Raw genomic sequence first — 18,098 nt, 5'->3', positions numbered from 1 at the left:
GCGGCGTCCACCCGGTTCAGGGCTGACTGGTGCCCGCGGTGGCCGGGGCGTCGGGAGCCACGGCCGGCACCGGCGTGCTGAGCGCGACGGCGACCAGGGCCAGACCGATGACGGCGAGGGTGACTACCCGGGTCCGCGGGCCGGCGGCCGCCGGCTCGGGACGGGCGGCCGGGACGTGCGGGCCCTCCGCGACCCAGGCCACGACCGAGGGCGCGCCGGCGAGCAGCAGCTTGCCGACCGGGAGGCCGAGGGTCAGCAGCGCCAGCGCGGGTAGCGGCAGGCCCACCGGCAGCGTGTCGAACAGCGGCGTGAGCAGGGCGAGCGCCGTCAGCGCCCCGACGAGCGCGACCTCGGTGGTGGCCACGGCCGTGTAGACCCGCCGTCCGGACCGGTCGAGCAGCAGCACCCCACCACCGGCGCACAGCACCACCCACCCGGCGAGGAGCAGCAGCACGACCACCACGACCGGCCCCGGCGGTCGCAGCGGGGACAGCAGCAGGCCGTCCAGCCCGGTCAGCCCGGCCGCCAGCAGCGCGACCGCCTCCGTCACGCCGACCGCCGCGGCCGCCAGCACGGTGGCCGGCGGCCGGCGCCGGTCGAGGGACGACGGCGCGCGCGGGGTCTCGCGGGCGTCGAGGACGGTGGTCGCCACGGGTGTGCTCTCCCTGGCCGGGGACGTCGGTCACCGGTCGGGTCGGCGCCCGGAGCGGGCGGCTGGAGGGCCTGGACGGGCGGCCTCACCCCTCGGGGTGGTCAGGCCTGCCCGGCGGGCCGTCGTTCCCCGCTGGCCATCCGGCTCCGGCTGCGGCCGTAGACGAAGTACATCCCGATGCCGAGCGCCATCCAGACGAAGAAGCGCAGCCAGGTGTCCGCGGGCAGGTTGGCCATGAGCCACAGGGAGGCCAGCGCCGAGACGATCGGCAGGACCGGCACCCACGGCACCCGGAAGGTGCGGTGCAGGTCCGGGCGGGTGCGCCGCAGCACCCAGACGCCGATCGAGACGAGGAAGAAGGCGAACAGCGTGCCGATGTTCACCAGTTCGGCGAGCGCGGTGAGCGGGACGAACCCGGCCAGCAGCGCGACCACGACACCGGTGGCGATCGTGATGCGGTACGGGGTGCCGTACCGGGGGTGGACCTTCGCCAGGGCCGGCGGGAGCAGGTGGTCCCGGCTCATCGCGAACAGCACCCGGGACTGACCGAGCATCAGGATCATGACCACCGAGGTGAGCCCGGCCAGCGCGCCCAGCGAGATGAGGCTCGAGAAGACGGGCCACCCGTTGGCCGAGAAGGCACCCGCCAGCGGGGCGGTCGCGCTCAGCTCGGTGTAGTTCTGCATCCCCACGACCACCAGCGAGACCGCGACGTACAGCGCGGTGCAGATGGCCAGCGAGCCGAGGATCCCGCGCGGCATGTCCCGCTTGGGGTTGCGGGTCTCCTCCGCCGCGGTGGCCACGATGTCGAAACCGATGAACGCGAAGAACACGATCGCGGCGCCGGCCAGCACGCCGCCCCAGCCGTACGTGCCGGGGCTGAACCCGGTGAGCACCGAGATCAGCGGCGTGTGGAGCCAGCTGTCCTCCCCCGCGGCCGCGGGCTGGGCCGGCGGGACGAACGGCGTGTAGTTCTCGGCCTTGGTCAGGAAGAAACCGACCACGATCACCAGCAGGACGACGACCAGCTTGATCGCCACGATGATGGCGGTGACGCGGGAGGAGAGCTTGATCCCGAGGATCAGGACGCCGGTCATCAAGAGGGCGACGAAGATCGCCGGGATGTTGATCGTCGCCGTCTCACCCGCGATCGACGACGGCAGGGGCGTGCCGATGTCGTCGAGCAGCTGGTTGAGGTAGCCCGACCAGCCGACGGAGACCGTCGCGGCACCCAGGGCCAGTTCGAGGACGAGGTCCCAGCCGATGATCCACGCGACGAACTCGCCGAAGGTGGCGTAGGAGAACGTGTACGCCGACCCGGCGACCGGCACGGTGGAGGCGAACTCGGCGTAGCAGATGGCGGCCAGCCCACACACCACGCCGGCGATGACGAACGAGATCGCCACGGCGGGGCCGGCCTGGTCCCGGGCCACGATGCCCGTGAGCACGAAGATGCCGGTGCCGATGATCACGCCGACGCCGAAGACCGTGAGGTCCAGTCCTGACAGGTTCTTCTTGAGCCGGTGCTCCGGCTCGTCGGTGTCCCGGATGGAGTCCTCGACGGACTTCACCCGACGGGTGTTGACGGCCACGACGCCACCCCTCTCAGCGGATCCGGACCCCGCGAGCGTGGCACGGGTACCGCCGTCCCGCATGCCTACGCTGTGCCGTCGACCCGCTCGGAGAGGAGTCCGGATGCCCGGCACGGAGGTCCCCCGCGGGTTGCCCCGGGAGCTGCCGACGGAGCCCCCGTCGACCCGTCCGCGACCCGCGGGCCCGCCGCGCACGACGCCGTCCCGCCCGGACGGCGTCGGCCCGGTCGTCGACTGCGCCGTCTACGTCGACGGACGCCGGGAGCCCCCGGTCGAGCCGCACGAGGCACTGCGGGTGGCCGTGGACAAGGGTGGCTTCGTCTGGCTCGGCCTCTACGCGCCGACCGAGGAGGAGCTCGGTGAGATCGCCGGGCACTACCGGCTGCACCCGCTGGCCGTGGAGGACGCCGTCTACGCCCACCAGCGGCCGAAGCTGGAGCGCTACGACGACGTCCTGTTCATGGTGCTGACCACCGCGCGGTACGTGGAGCACGACCAGCTGACGGCGACCAGCGAGGTCGTCGACACCGGCGAGGTCATGGTCTTCGTCGGGCCGCACTACGTGATCACCGTGCGACACGGTGAGCACGGCGGCCTGGCCGACCTGCGCCGCGGCCTGGAGTCGCAGCCGGACCTGCTGTGCCTGGGGCCCGCATCGGTGCTCTACGCCGTCGCCGACAGCGTGGTCGACGCCTTCGTCGGCGTCGCCACCGCGGTCGAGGAGGACGTCGAGGAGCTCGAGGCCTCGGTGTTCAGTCCGGAGCGCACCGACGACATCGGCCGGCTCTACCAGCTCAAGCGGGAGCTGCTGTCGCTTCGCCGGGCGGTCTCCCCGCTCGAGGTGCCGCTGGAGAAGCTGGCCGAGAGGCAGTTCGACGTCGTCCCGGCGGCGATGCGGTCCTACTTCCGCGACGTCGAGGACCACGCCATCCGGGTGCGCGACCAGGTCGGCGCCCTCGACGAGCTGCTGACCTCGATCCTGCAGGCGTCGCTGGCCCGGACGCAGATGGCCGACAACGAGGACATGCGCAAGATCAGCGCCTGGGCCGGGATCGTCGCCGTCCCCACCGCGATCGCCGGGATCTACGGGATGAACTTCGAGCACATGCCCGAGCTGCGGTGGCGCTACGGCTACCCACTGGTGCTGCTGGTGATCATCGGCACCTGCCTGCTGCTCTACCGCGGCTTCAAGCGCAACGGCTGGCTGTAGGGCTGGGGCGTTTCCGTAGGCATAGGAGGCTTTACATACATTCCAGCCGGACCAGCCGTATGCATTGCCTCCTATGCCCTGGGTGGGACGCCGCTCCGGTCATCCACAGGTCCGCCTCGCACGGCACCGCCATCCGCCGAAGAGCACGAGGCTGCGCCCGTGGACTGGCGCGCGGTGATCAGGGCAACGCTGGCCGAGCGGGGTGGTCTGGCGACCCGGCAGCAACTGCTGGAGCGCCTCCCGCGGGAGGTCCTCGACAGCCACGTCGGCCGGAGCAACCTCGTCCGTGTCTTCCCCCACGTGTACCGACTGCGCGACTCCGCCGTCGATGACGCGACGGCCCTCCGAGCCGCTGTCCTCCACGCCGGCCCGGTGGCGGCGCTGAGCCACACCACCGCGCTCGCCCTCTGGGGCGTGCGACCACTCGAACGGCCCCTGCACATGACAGTGGACCAACGCATCAAGCGTGCCGGCGCCCCGGGTCTCGTCGTCCATCGGCGGCTCCGCTTCGACCCGGAGTCGAGCCAGTGCGTCGAGCGAGGCGGGTTCCGGGTCACCACGCTGCCGCGGTCGGTCATCGACTCCTGGCCGCTGCTCCCGACGGCGGAACGGCGTCCTCTTGCACTCGACCTCGTCCGTCGAGGGCTGACGACGGCGGGACTGCTGCGCGAGGCACTGCTCGAGCGCCCCAACGTCGCGGGGCGCCGGAGCCTGCACCAGACCATCGAGCTCATCGCCGACGGCTGCCAGAGCGAACTCGAGGCCCACGGTGTGCTGAACGTGTTCCGCCACCGCTCGCTACCGCCCAGCGTCGGGCAGTACCGGCTCCAGCTACCCACCGGGCGGATCTGGCTGGACCGGTGCTGGCCCGAGGCCAAGCTGGCGGTCGAGCTCGACGGGGCGCAGCACCACACGTCCCCTGAGGACAGACGCAAGGATCTCGCCCGTGACCGCGCTCTGGCCGCAGCCGGCTGGGTCGTGCTGCGCTTCACCTACGCGGACGTGCTGCGCGATCCCGCGAGCGTTCGCGCGCGGGTGCTCGAGGTCTACCGGACCCGCATGGCCCAGCTCGCCGGCTGACGCGCCGCCCGGACCAGGCATAGGAGGCAATGCATACGTCTGGACCAGCCCGGACGTATGCATTGCCTCCTATGCCCAACGCAACCCGCTGGGTCAGTCGGACTTGGTGGCGACGACGGCGTCGTAGACCGTGCGACGGGGCAGCCCGGTGCGGACGACGACGGCGCGGATGGCGTCCTTGCGGGTGGCGCCCGCGGCCTCCTCCTCGGCCACGAGAGCGGCCAACTCCTCGGCTGAGAGCGACGCCGGGGCCGCGGGTGCGCCACCGACGACCACGGTGATCTCCCCGCGCACGCCGTCGGCCGCCCACGAGGCCAGCTCGGCGAGGACCCCCCGGCGGACCTCCTCGTGCGTCTTGGTCAGCTCCCGGCAGACGGCTGCGGGGCGGGAGTCCCCGAAGGCGGCCGCCGCGTCGGTGAGCGCGTCGGCCAGCCGGTGCGGCGACTCGAAGAAGACCATCGTGCGGCGCTCGTCGGCCAGGCCGGCCAGCCGCGACCGCCGCTCCCCCGCCTTGCGCGGCAGGAAGCCCTCGAAGCAGAACCGGTCGACCGGCAGGCCCGACACCGCCAGCGCCGTCGTCACCGCCGACGGCCCGGGCACCGAGGTCACCTCGACCCCGGCCTCGATCGCGGCGCGGACCAGCGTGTATCCGGGGTCGGAGACCGACGGCATCCCGGCGTCGGTGAGCAGCAGGACGGTGCGCCCCTCGGCCAGGGCGGCCAGCAGGCCGGGCAGCCGGGAGCGCTCGACGGACTCGTGGAAGGTCACCACCCGGCCCGACAGCTGCACCTCGAGGTCGGCGGCCAGGCGGTGCAGGCGGCGGGTGTCCTCGACGGCGAGCACGTCCGCGGTCGCCATCGCGGTGCGCAACCGCGGGCCGACGTCCCCGGGCTGTCCCAGCGGCGCCCCACCGAGCACGAGCCGTCCGACCATGCCACGAGCCTGTCACGACGATTGCCGTGGGCCCGCCGGCAGGGGCTCGGCACGAACTCGCGAGCGCCGGGGGGCAGGCGGGTCCTTTCACTACCCTGGCCGCATGGCGGTGCTGGCTCCCGAGCGCACGGACCGGGAGCCCGGCGACCTCCCGTCGACCCGGGTGCGCCGCCGTCCGCTCCCCCGCCCGCGCCGCGACACGACCCCGCCGCTGCCGTCGGACCGCGTCCTCGCGTGGGTGCTCACCGCGCTGCTGGGCCTGTTCGCCCTCGGGATCCGGCTGTGGGACATCGGCTACCCGGCCGACCTGCTCTTCGACGAGGCGTACTACCCGCCGGAGGCGCGCGAGCTGCTCGAGTGGGGGCACGAGTACAACCGCGGCTACACGTTCATCGTCCACCCGCCGCTGGGCAAGTGGCTCATCGCCGGCGGCATCGGGCTGTTCGGCTACGACTCCTTCGGCTGGCGGTTCCCCTCCGCGGTCGCCGGGAGCATCGCCGTCGTCGTCCTCACCCGGCTGACCCGGCGGCTCACCGGCTCGACGCTGCTCGGCCTGGTCGCCGGCCTGCTGCTGGCGCTCGACGGCCTGGCCTTCACGCTGTCGCGGATCGGCCTGCTCGACGTCTTCCTGCAGGTCTTCGTCGTCTCGGCGGTGGCCTGCCTGGTGGTCGACCGCGACACGGTGCGGGCGCGCGTCCGGGCGCACCCCGCGACGCCCCACGGCTTCCGGCTCGGCCCGCGCGGGTGGCGGCTGGCCGCCGGGTTCCTGTTCGGGTGCGCCTGCGCGGTCAAGTGGAGCGGGGTGTACTTCCTGGCCGCCTTCGCGGTGCTGAGCCTGTTCTGGGACCGCGCCGCCTGGCGCGAGGCCGGCGTCCCCCGCCCGACCCGCACCGCCGCGCGCCGCGGGCTGCCGGGGGCGCTGTGGGCGCTGGCCGCCGTCCCGGTGCTGACCTACCTCGCCAGCTTCACCGGCTGGTTCCTCGGCGAGACCTCGCAGGGCAAGGCGTGGGCGCAGCAGCACCCGGAGACGGCGTTCCCGTGGGTCCCCGACGCGCTGCGCTCGCTGTGGCACCAGCACGCCGAGTGGCTGGCCTTCCACAACGGCCTGTCCACCCCGCACCCCTGGGAGTCCGGGCCGTGGAGCTGGCTGGTCAACGGCCGCCCGATCCTGCTGTGGAACCCGCAGGGCCTCACCGACGCGGCCGGCGACCCGGTCATCCGCTACATCCTCATGCTCGGGACGCCGACGCTCTGGTTCGCCTTCGCGCCGGCGCTGGTGTGGCTCGCCTGGCGGCTGGTCGCCCGCCGGGACCCCGCCGCGCTGACCGTCGCCGTCGCGATCGCCGCGGGCTGGGGCCCCTGGTTCCTCAACCCCGAGCGCACGATGTTCGTCTTCTACACGGCCCCCGTGCTGCCGTTCTTCGTCCTGGCCGTAGTCCTGGCGCTGCAGGACGTGCTGGGCCGCCCCGGCGCCTCGCCACTGCGCCGGCAGGTCGGCCTGGGCGTCGTCGCGCTCTACGTCGGCGTGGTGGCGGCGACCTTCGTGTTCTTCCTGCCCGTGCTCACCGGGGAGCCGCTGTCGCGCGCGGAGTGGCTCGACCGGATGTGGTTCCCGTCATGGTTCTGACCGCGGCGTACTGAGCGGGCCGGTCCCCGCGGCGGTCGTGTACGTCGCGCTCAGCGTCAGGTCGGCGTCGGGCATGACCAGTTCGCGCCCGCGGGGCGAGCCGTCGCCCCAGCCGGCGAAGGTGGACCGGCCGTCACTGGCCACGTCCGGCGCGATCACCGACACCCGGGCACCGGCCGTCAGTCCGGCACTGGTGCGGGCGACCCCGTTCACCGTGATCGGGCTCGGCACGGACGAGGTGACGACCAGGGTGTGCAGCCGCGGCCGGGCGACGAAGGTGGCCCGGCTCCGGACGCCGGCAGCGTCCTCGGCGATCGCCGTGACCTCCATCCGGGTGTCGTCGCCGTGGTCCTCGAACGCGCGCTCGAAGGTCGGCCCGGAGAAGGACTCCCCGGGGTGGTCGTGGCAGTAGCCGCCGCTGCAGTGCACCAGGACCACGCTCCAGGTGACGTCGAGCGGGCCGTCCTCCGCGTCCGTGGCCGTCGCTGTCGCCCGCACGGGGTCCCCGACGGCGAACCGGTCCTCCGCCGGCGGCGCGGTCAGCTCGAGGACGGGGATGCCCTCGGCCGGCACCACCGTCAGCTCGGTCGTCCCCTGTGCGCCCAGCGGGTCGGTCACCGTCAGGGTGGCCGTGACCGCCGCGGTGCCGGGCTCCGCGTACGGATGCTCCACCACCGAGCCCTCGCCGGTGCTGCCGTCGCCGAAGTCCCAGGCGTAGGTCAGCGGATCGGCGTCCGGGTCGCCGGAACCGGCGCCGTCGAAGACCACGGTCCGCGTCGCCGGGTCCCCCGTGACGGCCGCGCGCGCCGACGGCGCCCGGTTGCCCGGCGTGTGGACCAGCTGGAGGACCCGGTTGCCGCGGATGTCGACGTACACGACGTCGCCGTTCGGTGCGGACGCGAACGCGACGGGACCACCGACGTCGGATCCGAACCCGTCGGCCTCCGGCGGCCGGACGAGCCGGCCCCGTCCGTCGTACCGCAGGGTGTAGAGACGCCCGGCCGAGTAGTCGCCGAAGAAGTACGCCCCCTGGTACTCGGGCGGGTACGTCGAGCCGGTGTAGACCACGCCCCCGGACACGCTGGTGCCCTGCGGGCCGTGCGGGTAGCTCCAGAGCGGGGCGGTGTTCGGCACCCCGGCACAGGCGTCGAGGTCGGCGTACCCCGGCGTCGGGAGGTCCCCCTCCCAGCAGGGCCAGCCGTAGTTCCCGCCGGGGAGCGCCACGTCGATCTCCTCCCACGTGTTCCAGCCGACGTCGCCCACGACGGGCCCACCGGTCGCGGGGTCGAGGCTGAACCGGAAGGGACTGCGGAAGCCGCTGGCGTACACCCGGCTCGTCCAGGAGGTCGGCGTCGCCGGGTCGTAGTAGGGGTTGGTCGGGACGCCGGCGCCGTCCGGCGTGACATGCAGCAGCTTCCCGTAGCCCTCCTCGAGGTCGAGGGCCCGGAACGCCTGGGGATCGACCAGCCGGAAGTCGGCCGAGTCGCCGGTCGAGACCCACAGCGTCCCGTCCAGGGCGGCCACGACGTCGGTCATGGCGTGGACGTCGGAGCCGGCCGGGATGTCCCAGAGGACGCGCTCCGCGTCGATCCCCGTGGGGTCGGGCGAGCCGACCACGGTCCAGGCGCTCAGGCGCGTCGTCCAGGCGCCCTCGACGTCCAGCGTGCGGACGGTGTAGACGGTCCGGGACTCGTCGTAGTCCGCCGCGACGGCGACACCGGTGAGACCGAGGTCTCCCACCGTCACGACCGGGAGGTCGGCCAGGGTCGTCACCCGCCCGTCGGCCGCCACCCACGCCACCCGGCCGTTCTTGCCGGTCGTGAACCAGCTGCCGTCGGGGGCGAAGGCGATGTCGGTGGGCAGCCTCGCCCTGTCCGCTGGGCAGCTCGCGCAGCGCGAAGCCCGGGGGGAGCGCCGGATCCGCCCGCGCCGCCCCGGGTGGGAACAGCCCGGCCGCCGCCGCGGTCAGCGCGACGAGCAGGCACAGGGTCCGGGGCTGCTCCAGCAACCACCACGACGCCGGACGGCGCACCCGGTCCCTGCTCGGCATGACCATGGCCGCGCACCGTCACGGGCGAGCAGCGGGTCGGCAAGCAGGCGCCACGGAGCAGCCGCCGCACTCCCGGTGCAGCCACGCGTGGCGCCTGCGCAGCGTCGCCACGACCTCACCGCCCCGGTCGGCTCGACCGGATGTGGTTCCCGTCATGGTCCTGACCCCGGAGTGGCCCGCAAGATGGTTGCGTATTACAACTGGATGACGTGAGTGCCTCCATCCGGGCGGGCATGCCACGGCAGCCCAAGGCCGTGTACGCCGTCGCCTTCGCCTGCGTCGTCAGCTTCATGGGGATCGCCTGGTCGACCCGATCCTCCCCGCCCTGTCGGCCCAGCTGGACGCCACGCCCAGCCAGGTGACCCTGCTGTTCACCAGCTATCTGCTGGTCACCGCGGTCGCCATGCTCGGCACCGGCTGGGTGTCCAGCCGGATCGGCGCCAAGCGCACCCTCGTGGCCGGGCTCGCGCTGATCGTCGTGTTCGCCGGGCTGGCCGGGCTGTCGGGCTCGATCGACGGCATCGTCGGCTTCCGCGCCGGCTGGGGCCTGGGCAACGCGCTGTTCATCGCGACCTCGCTCGCCGTGATCGTCGCGTCGGCGTCCGGCGGCTTCGCCGGGGCGATCGTGCTCTACGAGGCCGCCCTGGGTCTGGGCATCGCGGCCGGCCCGCTGCTCGGCGGCCTACTGGGCGACATCAGCTGGCGCGGCCCGTTCTTCGGCGTCTCGGCGCTCATGGCGATCGCGCTCGTCGCGACCGTCGTCCTCCTCGACCCCACCCCGGCGCCCGCGAGGCCCACCCCGCTGGGCGCGCCGCTCGAGGCTCTGCGCCACCGCGGCCTGCTCACCATGAGCACCACCGCCCTGCTCTACAACTGGGGCTTCTTCACGATGCTCGGCTACGCGCCGTTCCCGATGGAGCTCTCCGAGCTGCAGCTGGGTTTCGTCTTCTTCGGCTGGGGCCTGCTGGTGGCGTTCTTCTCCGTCGTCGCCGCGCCCCGCCTGCAGACGCGCTTCGGCACCGCCCGGTCGCTGTCGGCGGCGCTGGCCCTCTTCGCCCTCGACCTGCTCGTGATCGGCGTCTTCGTCGACACCCGGTGGGTGCTCGTCACGGCGGTGGTCGTCGCCGGGGTGTTCATCGGCGTCAACAACACCCTCGCCACCCAGGCCGTCATGCTCGTCTCCCCCGTGGAGCGGCCGGTCGCCTCGGCGGCCTACGGCTTCGTGCGCTTCCTCGGCGGCGGCCTGGCGCCCTTCGTCGCCGGCGAGCTCGCCGAGCACTGGAACCAGCACCTGCCCTTCGTCGTCGGTGCGGGAGCCGTCCTCGCCGCCGTCGCGGTGCTCGCCACCGGCCGGTCGATGCTGGCCGCGGCGGACGCCGAGTTGCGCGGCGAGCCGGACGTCGCCGGTGAGGTCGCCGACGAGTTCGGTGGCGCCCCCGACGCGGTCGACAGCGGGCTGCGCGCCCGCGCCTGACCCGCTCCTCCGTACGGTGACGCCGGACACCTGCGACTCCGAGGGGACGGCGATGGGCGGGACAGACCGGGTGCGCACCGTGGTCGACGGCGACGTCTGGCGGATCACCCTCGACTCCCCGGGCACCGGCAACGCCGTCGACCCGGCGATGGCCGCGGCGCTCGGCGAGGCGCTCCGCACCCGACCGCCGCAGACCCGGGCGGTGCTGCTGCTGGCCGAGGGCGAGCGCTTCTGCGTCGGCGGCGACGTCCGCGGCTTCGCGGCAGCCGACGACCCGGGCACCTCGGTCGGCCGGTTGGCCACCGACTGGCACGAGGTGGTGCGGGCGTTCCTCAGCACGCCCGTGCCGGTGGTCGCCGGCGTGCACGGCGCGGTCGCCGGGGCAGGGGTCGGGCTGATCGGCGCCTGCGACGTCGTCGTCTGCGCCCGCTCGACCCGGATCCGGCCCGCCTACGCCGCCATCGGCTTCTCCCCCGACGGCGGCACCTCGTGGACCCTGGCACACGCCCTCGGCCCGACCCGTGCCCTGGACCTCGCGCTGACCAACGGCACGCTCGACGCCGCGGAGGCGCACGCCTGCGGCCTGGTCGCCCGCGTGGTGGCCGACGACGAGCTCCGCGCGGCCGCCACCGAGCTCGCGCACACGCTGGCAGCCGGGCCGGTGCGGGCGTTGGTGCGCACCCGGACGCTCATCCGCGGTGCCGCCGTCCGCACGCTGGACGAGCACCTGGACGAGGAGGCGCGGCTGATCGCCGAGTCGGCGGACGACCCGGAGGGGCGGGCGGGCGTGCGCGCGTTCGTCGAGAAGCGCCGGCCGGACTTCCGCGCCGCCCGCTGAGCGGTCCGGGACGCCCGCTCAGCAGGACGTGGTCAGCGGGGTGCTCACCACGGCCGACCTCCACGCGCCGCGGTAGGCCCAGATCCGGTAGGTGTAGGTCGTGCCGTTCGCCAGGCCCGCGTCACTGGCGGTGGTCGTGCCGAACGGCACGGTGCTGGGGCCGTAGACCGTTCCACCGACGACCCGCTCGCCCATGTAGCCGTCGGCCCAGGAACTGGGGGTCGCGGTCCAGGACAGGGACGCCCCGACCTGCTGGAGGTGGGGACGCAGGACCACCGTCTGGGCGATCCACGCGGTCGTGGAGCCGGTTGTCGTCGAGGTGCGCTGCGGAACGGCACCATGCCCCGTGAACGGCTCGTACGACGCCGTGACGGTCTCGCTGTCGGAGCTGCGCGTCCAGAGCGGATTGGTGCCCTCCGGTGTCGGGGGTTGCCCCGCGCTCCTGGTCAGGAGGTGGACGACCACCGCGCCGGTCGCCGTCGCCGTCAGCGCCGGCGAGGTGGCGGTGTCGCCGGAGCCCGTGGCCCCGGCGGCGACGGGAGGGCTCCCGCTGACCCCGCTGTACGCGACGATGCCGCCCACCAGGTCACCGGTCGTCGTGTCCGTACGGGTGAAGGTCGCGGGCGGCTCGTTGAGCACTGCGACCTTCCAGTAGACGGCCGAGGTGACGACGCCACCGCTCGTGTCCGGCAGCGAGAAGCGGGTCCAGCCGCTGGGCGCCTGGACGGTCGAGGTGCCGTAGTAGGCAACCTGCGCCACCAGGACGTCGCCCGCCTGGGTCCCGGCCGGGGGGCTGAGGGTCAGCGGCGAGGCGCTGTTCCACGTGTAGGTGTCCCGCAACACGATGGACGCGTACGAGCACGTCTGCTTGACGGTCAGCCCGGACGGTGGCTGCACCTGGTCGGCGGCCAGGGAGTTGGGAGGCGTGCCCGTCCTGGCCGAGAACGCCGAGTGCACCGGCGGGAGCGCCAGCACGGCGACGAGCAGCCCCAGCGCGGCGACCACCCCGGCCAGCCGCGCTCCGGGAACCCGCCGGGCACGCCGGTGCGGCCGGTCCATCGTCATCCCCTCCCGTCCGGTCCCGTGCGCCCGCGGGAACCCCGTCTAGGCATCGGCACCGGTCCGCTGTGGCTTGAGCCCGCCGCGACCCGGCCACCGCACCCCACCCCGGAGGAGGGAGGAGCGCTGCGGCCTCCGGTCAGCGGGCCGCGTGCGCCTCGACGGGGCGCGGCACCGGGATCGGCGGCACGCGGTCGACCGCGCCACCGGTGACCGGCCCCTCCACACCCGCCAGGTGGGCCTGGTCCCGCCCGCCGGCCTTGGCGGCGTACAGCGCGGTGTCCGCCGCGGCGAGGAGTTCCGCGGCGGGCAGGCCGGCCCCGTGCTGGCAGGCGATGCCCAGGCTCGCCGTGATCGGCCTCGGTGCCGCCACCTCCCGCAGGACCGCTCGCAGCCGGCGCGCGACCGCGACGGCCTCGTCCGCCGTGGCGCCGGGCAGGACCAGCGCGAACTCCTCACCGCCGTAGCGCGCGGCGACGTCGCCGGGCCGCACGCAGGACCGCAGCGCTGCGCCCACGCCCCGCAGGACGTCGTCGCCGGCCTGGTGGCCGTAGGTGTCGTTGAGCTGCTTGAAGTGGTCGAGGTCGACGATCAGCACCGACACCGGCGCACCGCTGCCGGCGGCGACCGCCAGCTCCCGGTCGAACGCGGCGTCGAAGGCACGCCGGTTGGCCACCCCGGTGAGGCCGTCGGTGAGCGCGCTGGCCTGCAGGTGCTCCAGCAGCGCGACGCGGGCGAACGCCGTGGCAGCGTGCGCCACCGCCTGTTCGGTGACGCCCACCCGGCGCCGCTCGATGCGCGAGCCGCTGCGCGCGTCGTCCTCGAAGGTCAGGACACCGCTGCCGGAGCCGTCGAGGCCGAACGGGACGGCGACGACCCGACGGGCGCCCTCGAGCACCTCGTCCACCCACCGGTCGGGGCCCTTCATGGCCGCCAGGACCGTGCTGCCCCGGTCGACCGCCGCCGCGAGCAGCGACCCCGGTGGAGGTGCGCCGACCGCCCGCAGGGGCTCGGCGTCCTGGTCCCGGCGCTTGCGGACGGCCAGGTCGACCGCCGGCACGGCGCTGCCCTCGGGCACGTGGCAGTACACCGCGGCGAGGGGGGAGTCGGCGGCGTCGACGGTGAAGTCGAGCAGCGCCTCGGCCACCTTGGCGCCGGTGTCCGCCTCGTGGAGGGCGCCCGCCAGCCGACGCAGCGCCTCCTCGTCGTAGCGACGGCGACGCAGCTCGCGCTCGTTGACCGCGCCCAGGCCCGAGGTCATCATCGCGGTCACCCAGACGGCGACCAGGAAGACCCCGTAGGGCAGGGAGTCGAAGCCCTGGAAGACGCCGTGTGCGGGCAGCAGGGCCGTGTCGACCGCCTTGAGGACCGACATCACCACGAGCGAGTGCCACAGGGCGAGCTTCAGACCGGTGCGGAACGAGCCGAGCAGCGTGACGCAGATGACGTGCAGGACGATCACGTACACCACCGGTCCGGAGATGCCCCCGGCGACGTAGAGCGCCCACCCCAGGTGCACCGCGTCGAGGATCACCGGCACCGTGATCGCCGCCACCGCCCAGCGGCGGCCGAACGCCGACAGCTTGTGCAGCGCGAGCCCCACGGCCAGCAGCACGACCCCGGGCACGACGAGAGCCGCCACCGCGGGGGTGTCGACCGTCCGCGTGACCACCCACGCCGCGACGGGCAGGAGGACGACGACGCCGATGCGGACGGCGAGCAGCCACCGGAGGCGGTCGGCCAGGGGCAGGTTGTCCAGGGAACCCTGTGGGGAAGCAGCCGTCTGGCTCATGCGGGTGCCGTCCTCGGCAGCTCGGGGAAGTCTCGGAAGTCGTTCAGTTCCTGGTGGACCCGGGCCAGCGCCAGCTTCGGGTCCCGCCGGTCGAGCCGGCCCTGCACGGCCAGGAACCCCGCGGCCACGGCGACGAGCGCGAGGGGGAACTGACCGTCCTCGACGACGGCGAGCGCCGTCTCCCCCACCGCGGCGGCCACCTCGGCGACCGTCGTGGGGGTCCCCTGCAGCGGCGGGGCCTGGACGACATCGCCGCCCCCACGCGGCGGGTCCCCACCAGGGTGGCTTCCCGCGGGTGCCGGGGTCGGGCTCGGGGTCTCGGACGGGAGGACCGACTCCGGCAGGGGCGTCGGGACGGCGCTCGGGGTCGCGGTCGGGGTCGGCGTCTCGGTCGGTTCGGGTTCCGGCGTGGGCTCGGGAGCCGGTGCGGGCGCCGGGACCGGGGGCGGCTCAGGAATCGGCGTCGGCTCCGGGGTCGGTTCGGGGACCGGCTCGAAGTCGAGCGCCCAGACGAAGGTGGCCGCGGCCCGCAGGCCCTGCGCCCGGGGGTCGTCGAGGACCCGGACGCTGACCCGGTAGGTCGTCGCCGCCGAGTCCCCGGGCCGCCAGCCCGTCGGGATCCCCGCGGCGGCCGTACGGGGCAGCTGCGCCAGCGTCCCGCTCCACGCGGGTACGCCGGTGAAGGACGCGCACCGCGCCGGGTCGCCGAGCGCGCCCCGCTCGACGGTGAGGAACAGGTAGGGCGCGAGGGCGTCCTCGGTGACCTCGGCGCTGAGCGTCACCTCACCGGTCGACCGGGCTGACCCGGTCATCCCCAGCGCCACGCAGGCGGTCTCCGTGGCACCCGGGCGCAGGCCGGTGGAGGTGAACAGCGCCGCGCCACCGCGGTCGTCGACCAGGCTGACCGCGCTGGTGCTCGCGGCGGCAGGCTCGACCGGCAGCTCGATCCACCCGGCCGTCAGGTGGGCGAGGAGGGCGGCGCCGACCAGCCAGGCAGCGCCCCTGCTGCCGCGCAGCAGGCGCGGGGACGGAGCGAGCGGTGACGGGCGCACACCCTCCCCCTCCCTCAGCGAGGCCGCGGTCCGGCCGACGGAACCGGTCCGGCTCGCTCATGTCTTCGGCGGCGCCAGGCGGATGTTGAGCAGGAGGCGGCGGTCACCGGACCGGGCCACCGGCGGTCAGCGGCGTCCGGTCCCGCCCGTCAGCAGCCGACCGGCGGGAGGCACGGGAGGCAGCCCGACGCGGCGGACGACGCCGTCCGGGGCCGGGGCGGCCGCGTGCCGATCGGCGCTGGTGCGGCCCCGCGGCCCCCTGACCCGGCCGCGGGACCCGCCGAGGGTGGAGACGGTCGCTGCCGTGAGGAGGACCGCGAGCAGGCCCAGGTGGCCCCACTGACCGGAGAGGCGCCAGTACGCGGGGAGCCCGACGAACGGCACGCGCAACTGCGCCTCACCGATGACGCTCGAGGACGGCACGGGCGTGGTGTCGTTGCTCTGGTTGGCGTCGCCCCGCGTGACGAGGTCCCCGCGCGCGTCGAAGGAGACGAGGCGGTGGAGCACCAGCCGGTCGGCCCCCTCGGGATCCGGGAACAGCAGCACCTGTCCCGGCTGGAGGTCCTGCGGGAGCACCGGACGCGTCAGCACCACGTCGCCCGGCGAGAGGCGCGGCTCCATCGAGCCGGAGACGACCACGTGCCCCTGGAAGCCGACGAGTCGCGGGGCGAGGGCGAGGAACACCAGGCCGGCCACGGCCACCAGCACGGTCGCGACGACCACGCGGTACACGGCGGCCGGCCGGAGGCCCCGCCCCGGGGCCGCGGGTCCGGGCACCCGCGAGCGGAGGACGTCGCCGATCAGCGTTGGCGCGGTCACGTGTTCCTCGCTTCCCAGGTGAACGTGGCGGCGGACTGCTTGCTCTGCGCCCCGTCCTCGTCCTTGAGGACGTAGGTGATCCGGAGGGTCATGTACGTGTTCGGCGCGGTGGCCGGGTTCACGACGATGCCGGTGTCGTGGTCCCTGTGCTGGGCCCTGAGGTGGCCCAGCGTCCGCGAGGTCGCGGTCGAGGGGGCGTCGGCGTGGGTGGCGCTGTCGAGGAACGTCGCCGGACCGGTGGGGGCGAACCCGGTGCAGTCGGCCTTCACCTCGGTGTCCTTGTCGACGTCGGTTCCCCGCTCGACGCTCATCAGCAGGTAGGGGTCGAGCGCGGTCGCACCACCCGCCGGCGTCCCGACGTACATGCGGATGTCGGCCTGCAGGCTGCCCGTGTAGTCGAGCCGGATGCAGCGCGACCGGGACGAGCCGGGCTTGAGGGCACCGTCACTGCTGCTGGTGCTGGTGAACAGGGCCGACCCGCTGTCGCTGTCGGCGAGGACGACGCTGCCGGTCTGCCACGAGTTGTCGGCGTTGCCGGTGCTCGCGGAGAAGGCCGCGTGGGTCGAGCTCCAGGTCAGGGCCAGACTGGTCACGAGACCCACGGGCACCGCCACGGACAGCACGGTGCGACGAGCCCAGGGGGCACGGTGGTGCACGGCGACTCCTCGGACGGCGGTGGGACGCAGCGACCTGCGTCTTCGACACACGGTGGATCGACACCACCGTCGGACCCCTGAGGGGCCTGGCGGAGGCCGTCACCCGATCGGGTGGGAGACCTCGGCCCCGCCCGTGGCCCGGGCGCCGATGGGGAGGACGCCGCCGGTCGCCGTCGAGGAGTGGTGGCCGGACTGCCGCGCCGCGTGCCGGACCCGGTTGCGGCCGGGCCTCGCGGGCAGCCAGGCTGCGGGGAGCCCGACCGGCGACGACACCGCCGCGGGCGTCGACCGGTGACCGGCGACCGACGAGGAGGCGGCCATGGGCCTGCCAGAACGCAACGAGGCCAAGGACTGGGTCGGCTGGACCGTCGTCGACCGCGAGGGGACCGAACTGGGCGCGATCACCGCCGTCCTCGCCGACGAGTCCACCGGCCGACCGGAGTGGGTGTACGTCGAGGTCGAGGGCGCGAGTGCCGTCGTCCCGGCACTGGACGCCGACGGCTCGGGTGGCCGGGTGACGGTCGCGGTGACCCGAGCCCAGGTCACCGCTGCCCCGTCGGTCGGCGGCGCCCGGGAGCTGTCCACGGACCAGGAGGCCGACCTCTACCGGCACTACGGCATCGCGGCGTCGAGCTCGACCCTCCTGCCGGCTGCGGCGGGCGAGACCGACGCGGCCGCAGGGACCGGCGCCCCGGGCGGCACCGCGGCCGCAGCCGACAGCGCCGCGGTGGTGGACACCGCCCCGGCTGCCACCACCCCGGCCGCCACCACCCCGGCAGCGGGCACCGTCCCGGCGCCCGGTTCGGGGTCGACCGGTCGCGGGGCCGTGCTCGCTGCCGGCGCCCTCGCCGCGGTGGCCGGGCTCGGCGTGGTGCGGGCCCGCGCCCGGCGTGCGGAGGTCCGACAGCCGTGGCCGCGGCGGCTGTGGGCCCGTCGCCCGTGGGCACCTCGCCCGCCGTCCCGCGCCGAGGTGGTCGCCGGACAGGTGCTCGCCGTGTCCGCGCGGACGGCGGAGGGTGCCCGGCGCCTCGGCCGCACGGCCGCTCCGCTCGCGCTGGCCGCCGCCGAGTCCGCCCGCCACCGGGCGGTGCGGGCCGGGGAGGAGGTCCGGCACCTCGGCCGCACGGCCGCGCCGCTCGTGGTCGCCGCGGCCGAGTCGGCGCGGCACCGGGCGGTGCTCGGCGCCGAGGAGCTACGCCACCTGGGCACGCTGGCGTCGCAGGCCGCCGTCGCCGCCGTGGCCCGGGCACGCAGCTGACCCGCA

Annotated in this window: 16 protein-coding genes; 6 read left to right on the top strand and 10 right to left on the bottom strand. The window is 74.7% G+C overall.

The genetic code is table 11. The annotated features are described in order from the left end of the window. Window positions 1-16: 16 nt before the first annotated feature. Both ACU610_RS23925 and ACU610_RS23920 read right to left on the bottom strand, forming a co-directional pair. Window positions 17-652 carry a hypothetical protein gene (locus ACU610_RS23925; protein ID WP_446770183.1) on the bottom strand — a complete coding sequence of 212 codons (636 nt, stop codon included), beginning with the start codon at window positions 650-652 and terminating at the stop codon, window positions 17-19. Window positions 653-753: 101 nt separating this feature from the next. Beyond that, window positions 754-2,244 carry an amino acid permease gene (locus ACU610_RS23920; protein WP_446770182.1) on the bottom strand — a complete coding sequence of 497 codons (1,491 nt, stop codon included), beginning with the start codon at window positions 2,242-2,244 and terminating at the stop codon, window positions 754-756. Between the two features lie 103 nt (window positions 2,245-2,347). On the opposite strand from ACU610_RS23920, the gene ACU610_RS23915 reads away from it, so the two are divergent. After that, complete coding sequence (locus tag ACU610_RS23915; protein ID WP_446770181.1) at window positions 2,348-3,454, top strand: magnesium and cobalt transport protein CorA; 1,107 nt, start codon at window positions 2,348-2,350, stop codon at window positions 3,452-3,454. Window positions 3,455-3,613: 159 nt separating this feature from the next. After that, window positions 3,614-4,534, top strand: a complete 921-nt coding sequence (locus tag ACU610_RS23910; protein ID WP_446770180.1) for a DUF559 domain-containing protein — start codon at window positions 3,614-3,616, stop codon at window positions 4,532-4,534. A 93-nt stretch (window positions 4,535-4,627) separates the two neighbouring features. Here the strand turns inward: ACU610_RS23910 and rsmI are convergent, their stop codons facing one another. Beyond that, window positions 4,628-5,467, bottom strand: coding sequence for a 16S rRNA (cytidine(1402)-2'-O)-methyltransferase (rsmI, locus tag ACU610_RS23905; protein ID WP_446770179.1), 840 nt, complete (start codon window positions 5,465-5,467; stop codon window positions 4,628-4,630). A 103-nt stretch (window positions 5,468-5,570) separates the two neighbouring features. On the opposite strand from rsmI, the gene ACU610_RS23900 reads away from it, so the two are divergent. After that, window positions 5,571-7,094, top strand: coding sequence for a dolichyl-phosphate-mannose--protein mannosyltransferase (locus tag ACU610_RS23900; protein ID WP_446770178.1), 1,524 nt, complete (start codon window positions 5,571-5,573; stop codon window positions 7,092-7,094). On the opposite strand, the gene ACU610_RS23895 is transcribed toward ACU610_RS23900, so the two are convergent. Continuing rightward, window positions 7,083-8,894: a PQQ-dependent sugar dehydrogenase gene (locus ACU610_RS23895; protein WP_446770177.1), complete on the bottom strand. Its 1,812-nt coding sequence runs from the start codon at window positions 8,892-8,894 to the stop codon at window positions 7,083-7,085. The genes ACU610_RS23900 and ACU610_RS23895 overlap by 12 nt on opposite strands. A gap of 608 nt (window positions 8,895-9,502) precedes the next feature. Here ACU610_RS23895 and ACU610_RS23890 point away from each other — a divergent pair. Next, window positions 9,503-10,618 (top strand): MFS transporter, encoded by a 1,116-nt coding sequence (locus ACU610_RS23890; RefSeq protein WP_446770176.1) that lies wholly within the window; start codon window positions 9,503-9,505, stop codon window positions 10,616-10,618. A gap of 52 nt (window positions 10,619-10,670) precedes the next feature. After that, the gene (locus ACU610_RS23885; protein WP_446770175.1) at window positions 10,671-11,456 is read left to right on the top strand and encodes an enoyl-CoA hydratase/isomerase family protein; all 786 of its coding nucleotides are present in this window, start codon (window positions 10,671-10,673) and stop codon (window positions 11,454-11,456) included. Window positions 11,457-11,474: 18 nt separating this feature from the next. On the opposite strand, the gene ACU610_RS23880 is transcribed toward ACU610_RS23885, so the two are convergent. The 6 genes from ACU610_RS23880 to ACU610_RS23855 form a co-directional block, all read right to left on the bottom strand. Beyond that, entirely contained in the window at window positions 11,475-12,515 is a 1,041-nt protein-coding gene (locus tag ACU610_RS23880) for a hypothetical protein (RefSeq protein WP_446770174.1), read from the bottom strand. Between the two features lie 139 nt (window positions 12,516-12,654). Beyond that, on the bottom strand, window positions 12,655-14,307 hold the full coding sequence (locus ACU610_RS23875; RefSeq protein ID WP_446770173.1) for a diguanylate cyclase: 1,653 nt from the start codon (window positions 14,305-14,307) through the stop codon (window positions 12,655-12,657). Continuing rightward, window positions 14,304-15,359, bottom strand: coding sequence for a hypothetical protein (locus ACU610_RS23870; RefSeq protein WP_446770172.1), 1,056 nt, complete (start codon window positions 15,357-15,359; stop codon window positions 14,304-14,306). The genes ACU610_RS23875 and ACU610_RS23870 overlap by 4 nt, the downstream gene beginning before the upstream one ends. Window positions 15,360-15,485: 126 nt before the next feature. Beyond that, a complete protein-coding gene (locus tag ACU610_RS23865; protein WP_446770171.1) occupies window positions 15,486-16,178 on the bottom strand; it encodes a signal peptidase I in 693 nt (230 codons plus the stop codon). Beyond that, complete coding sequence (locus tag ACU610_RS23860; protein WP_446770170.1) at window positions 16,175-16,792, bottom strand: hypothetical protein; 618 nt, start codon at window positions 16,790-16,792, stop codon at window positions 16,175-16,177. The genes ACU610_RS23865 and ACU610_RS23860 overlap by 4 nt, the downstream gene beginning before the upstream one ends. Before the next feature lie 141 nt (window positions 16,793-16,933). Beyond that, window positions 16,934-17,155, bottom strand: a complete 222-nt coding sequence (locus ACU610_RS23855; protein WP_446770169.1) for a hypothetical protein — start codon at window positions 17,153-17,155, stop codon at window positions 16,934-16,936. On the opposite strand from ACU610_RS23855, the gene ACU610_RS23850 reads away from it, so the two are divergent. Further along, window positions 17,154-18,092: a PRC-barrel domain-containing protein gene (locus ACU610_RS23850; RefSeq protein ID WP_446770168.1), complete on the top strand. Its 939-nt coding sequence runs from the start codon at window positions 17,154-17,156 to the stop codon at window positions 18,090-18,092. The two genes, ACU610_RS23855 and ACU610_RS23850, sit on opposite strands and share 2 nt — an antisense overlap. Window positions 18,093-18,098: the final 6 nt, after the last annotated feature.

Source organism: Geodermatophilus sp. URMC 61 (genome assembly GCF_052931555.1).
The sequence above is the reverse complement of the archived record's forward strand: the minus strand, read 5'-3'. Positions and strand labels throughout refer to the sequence as shown.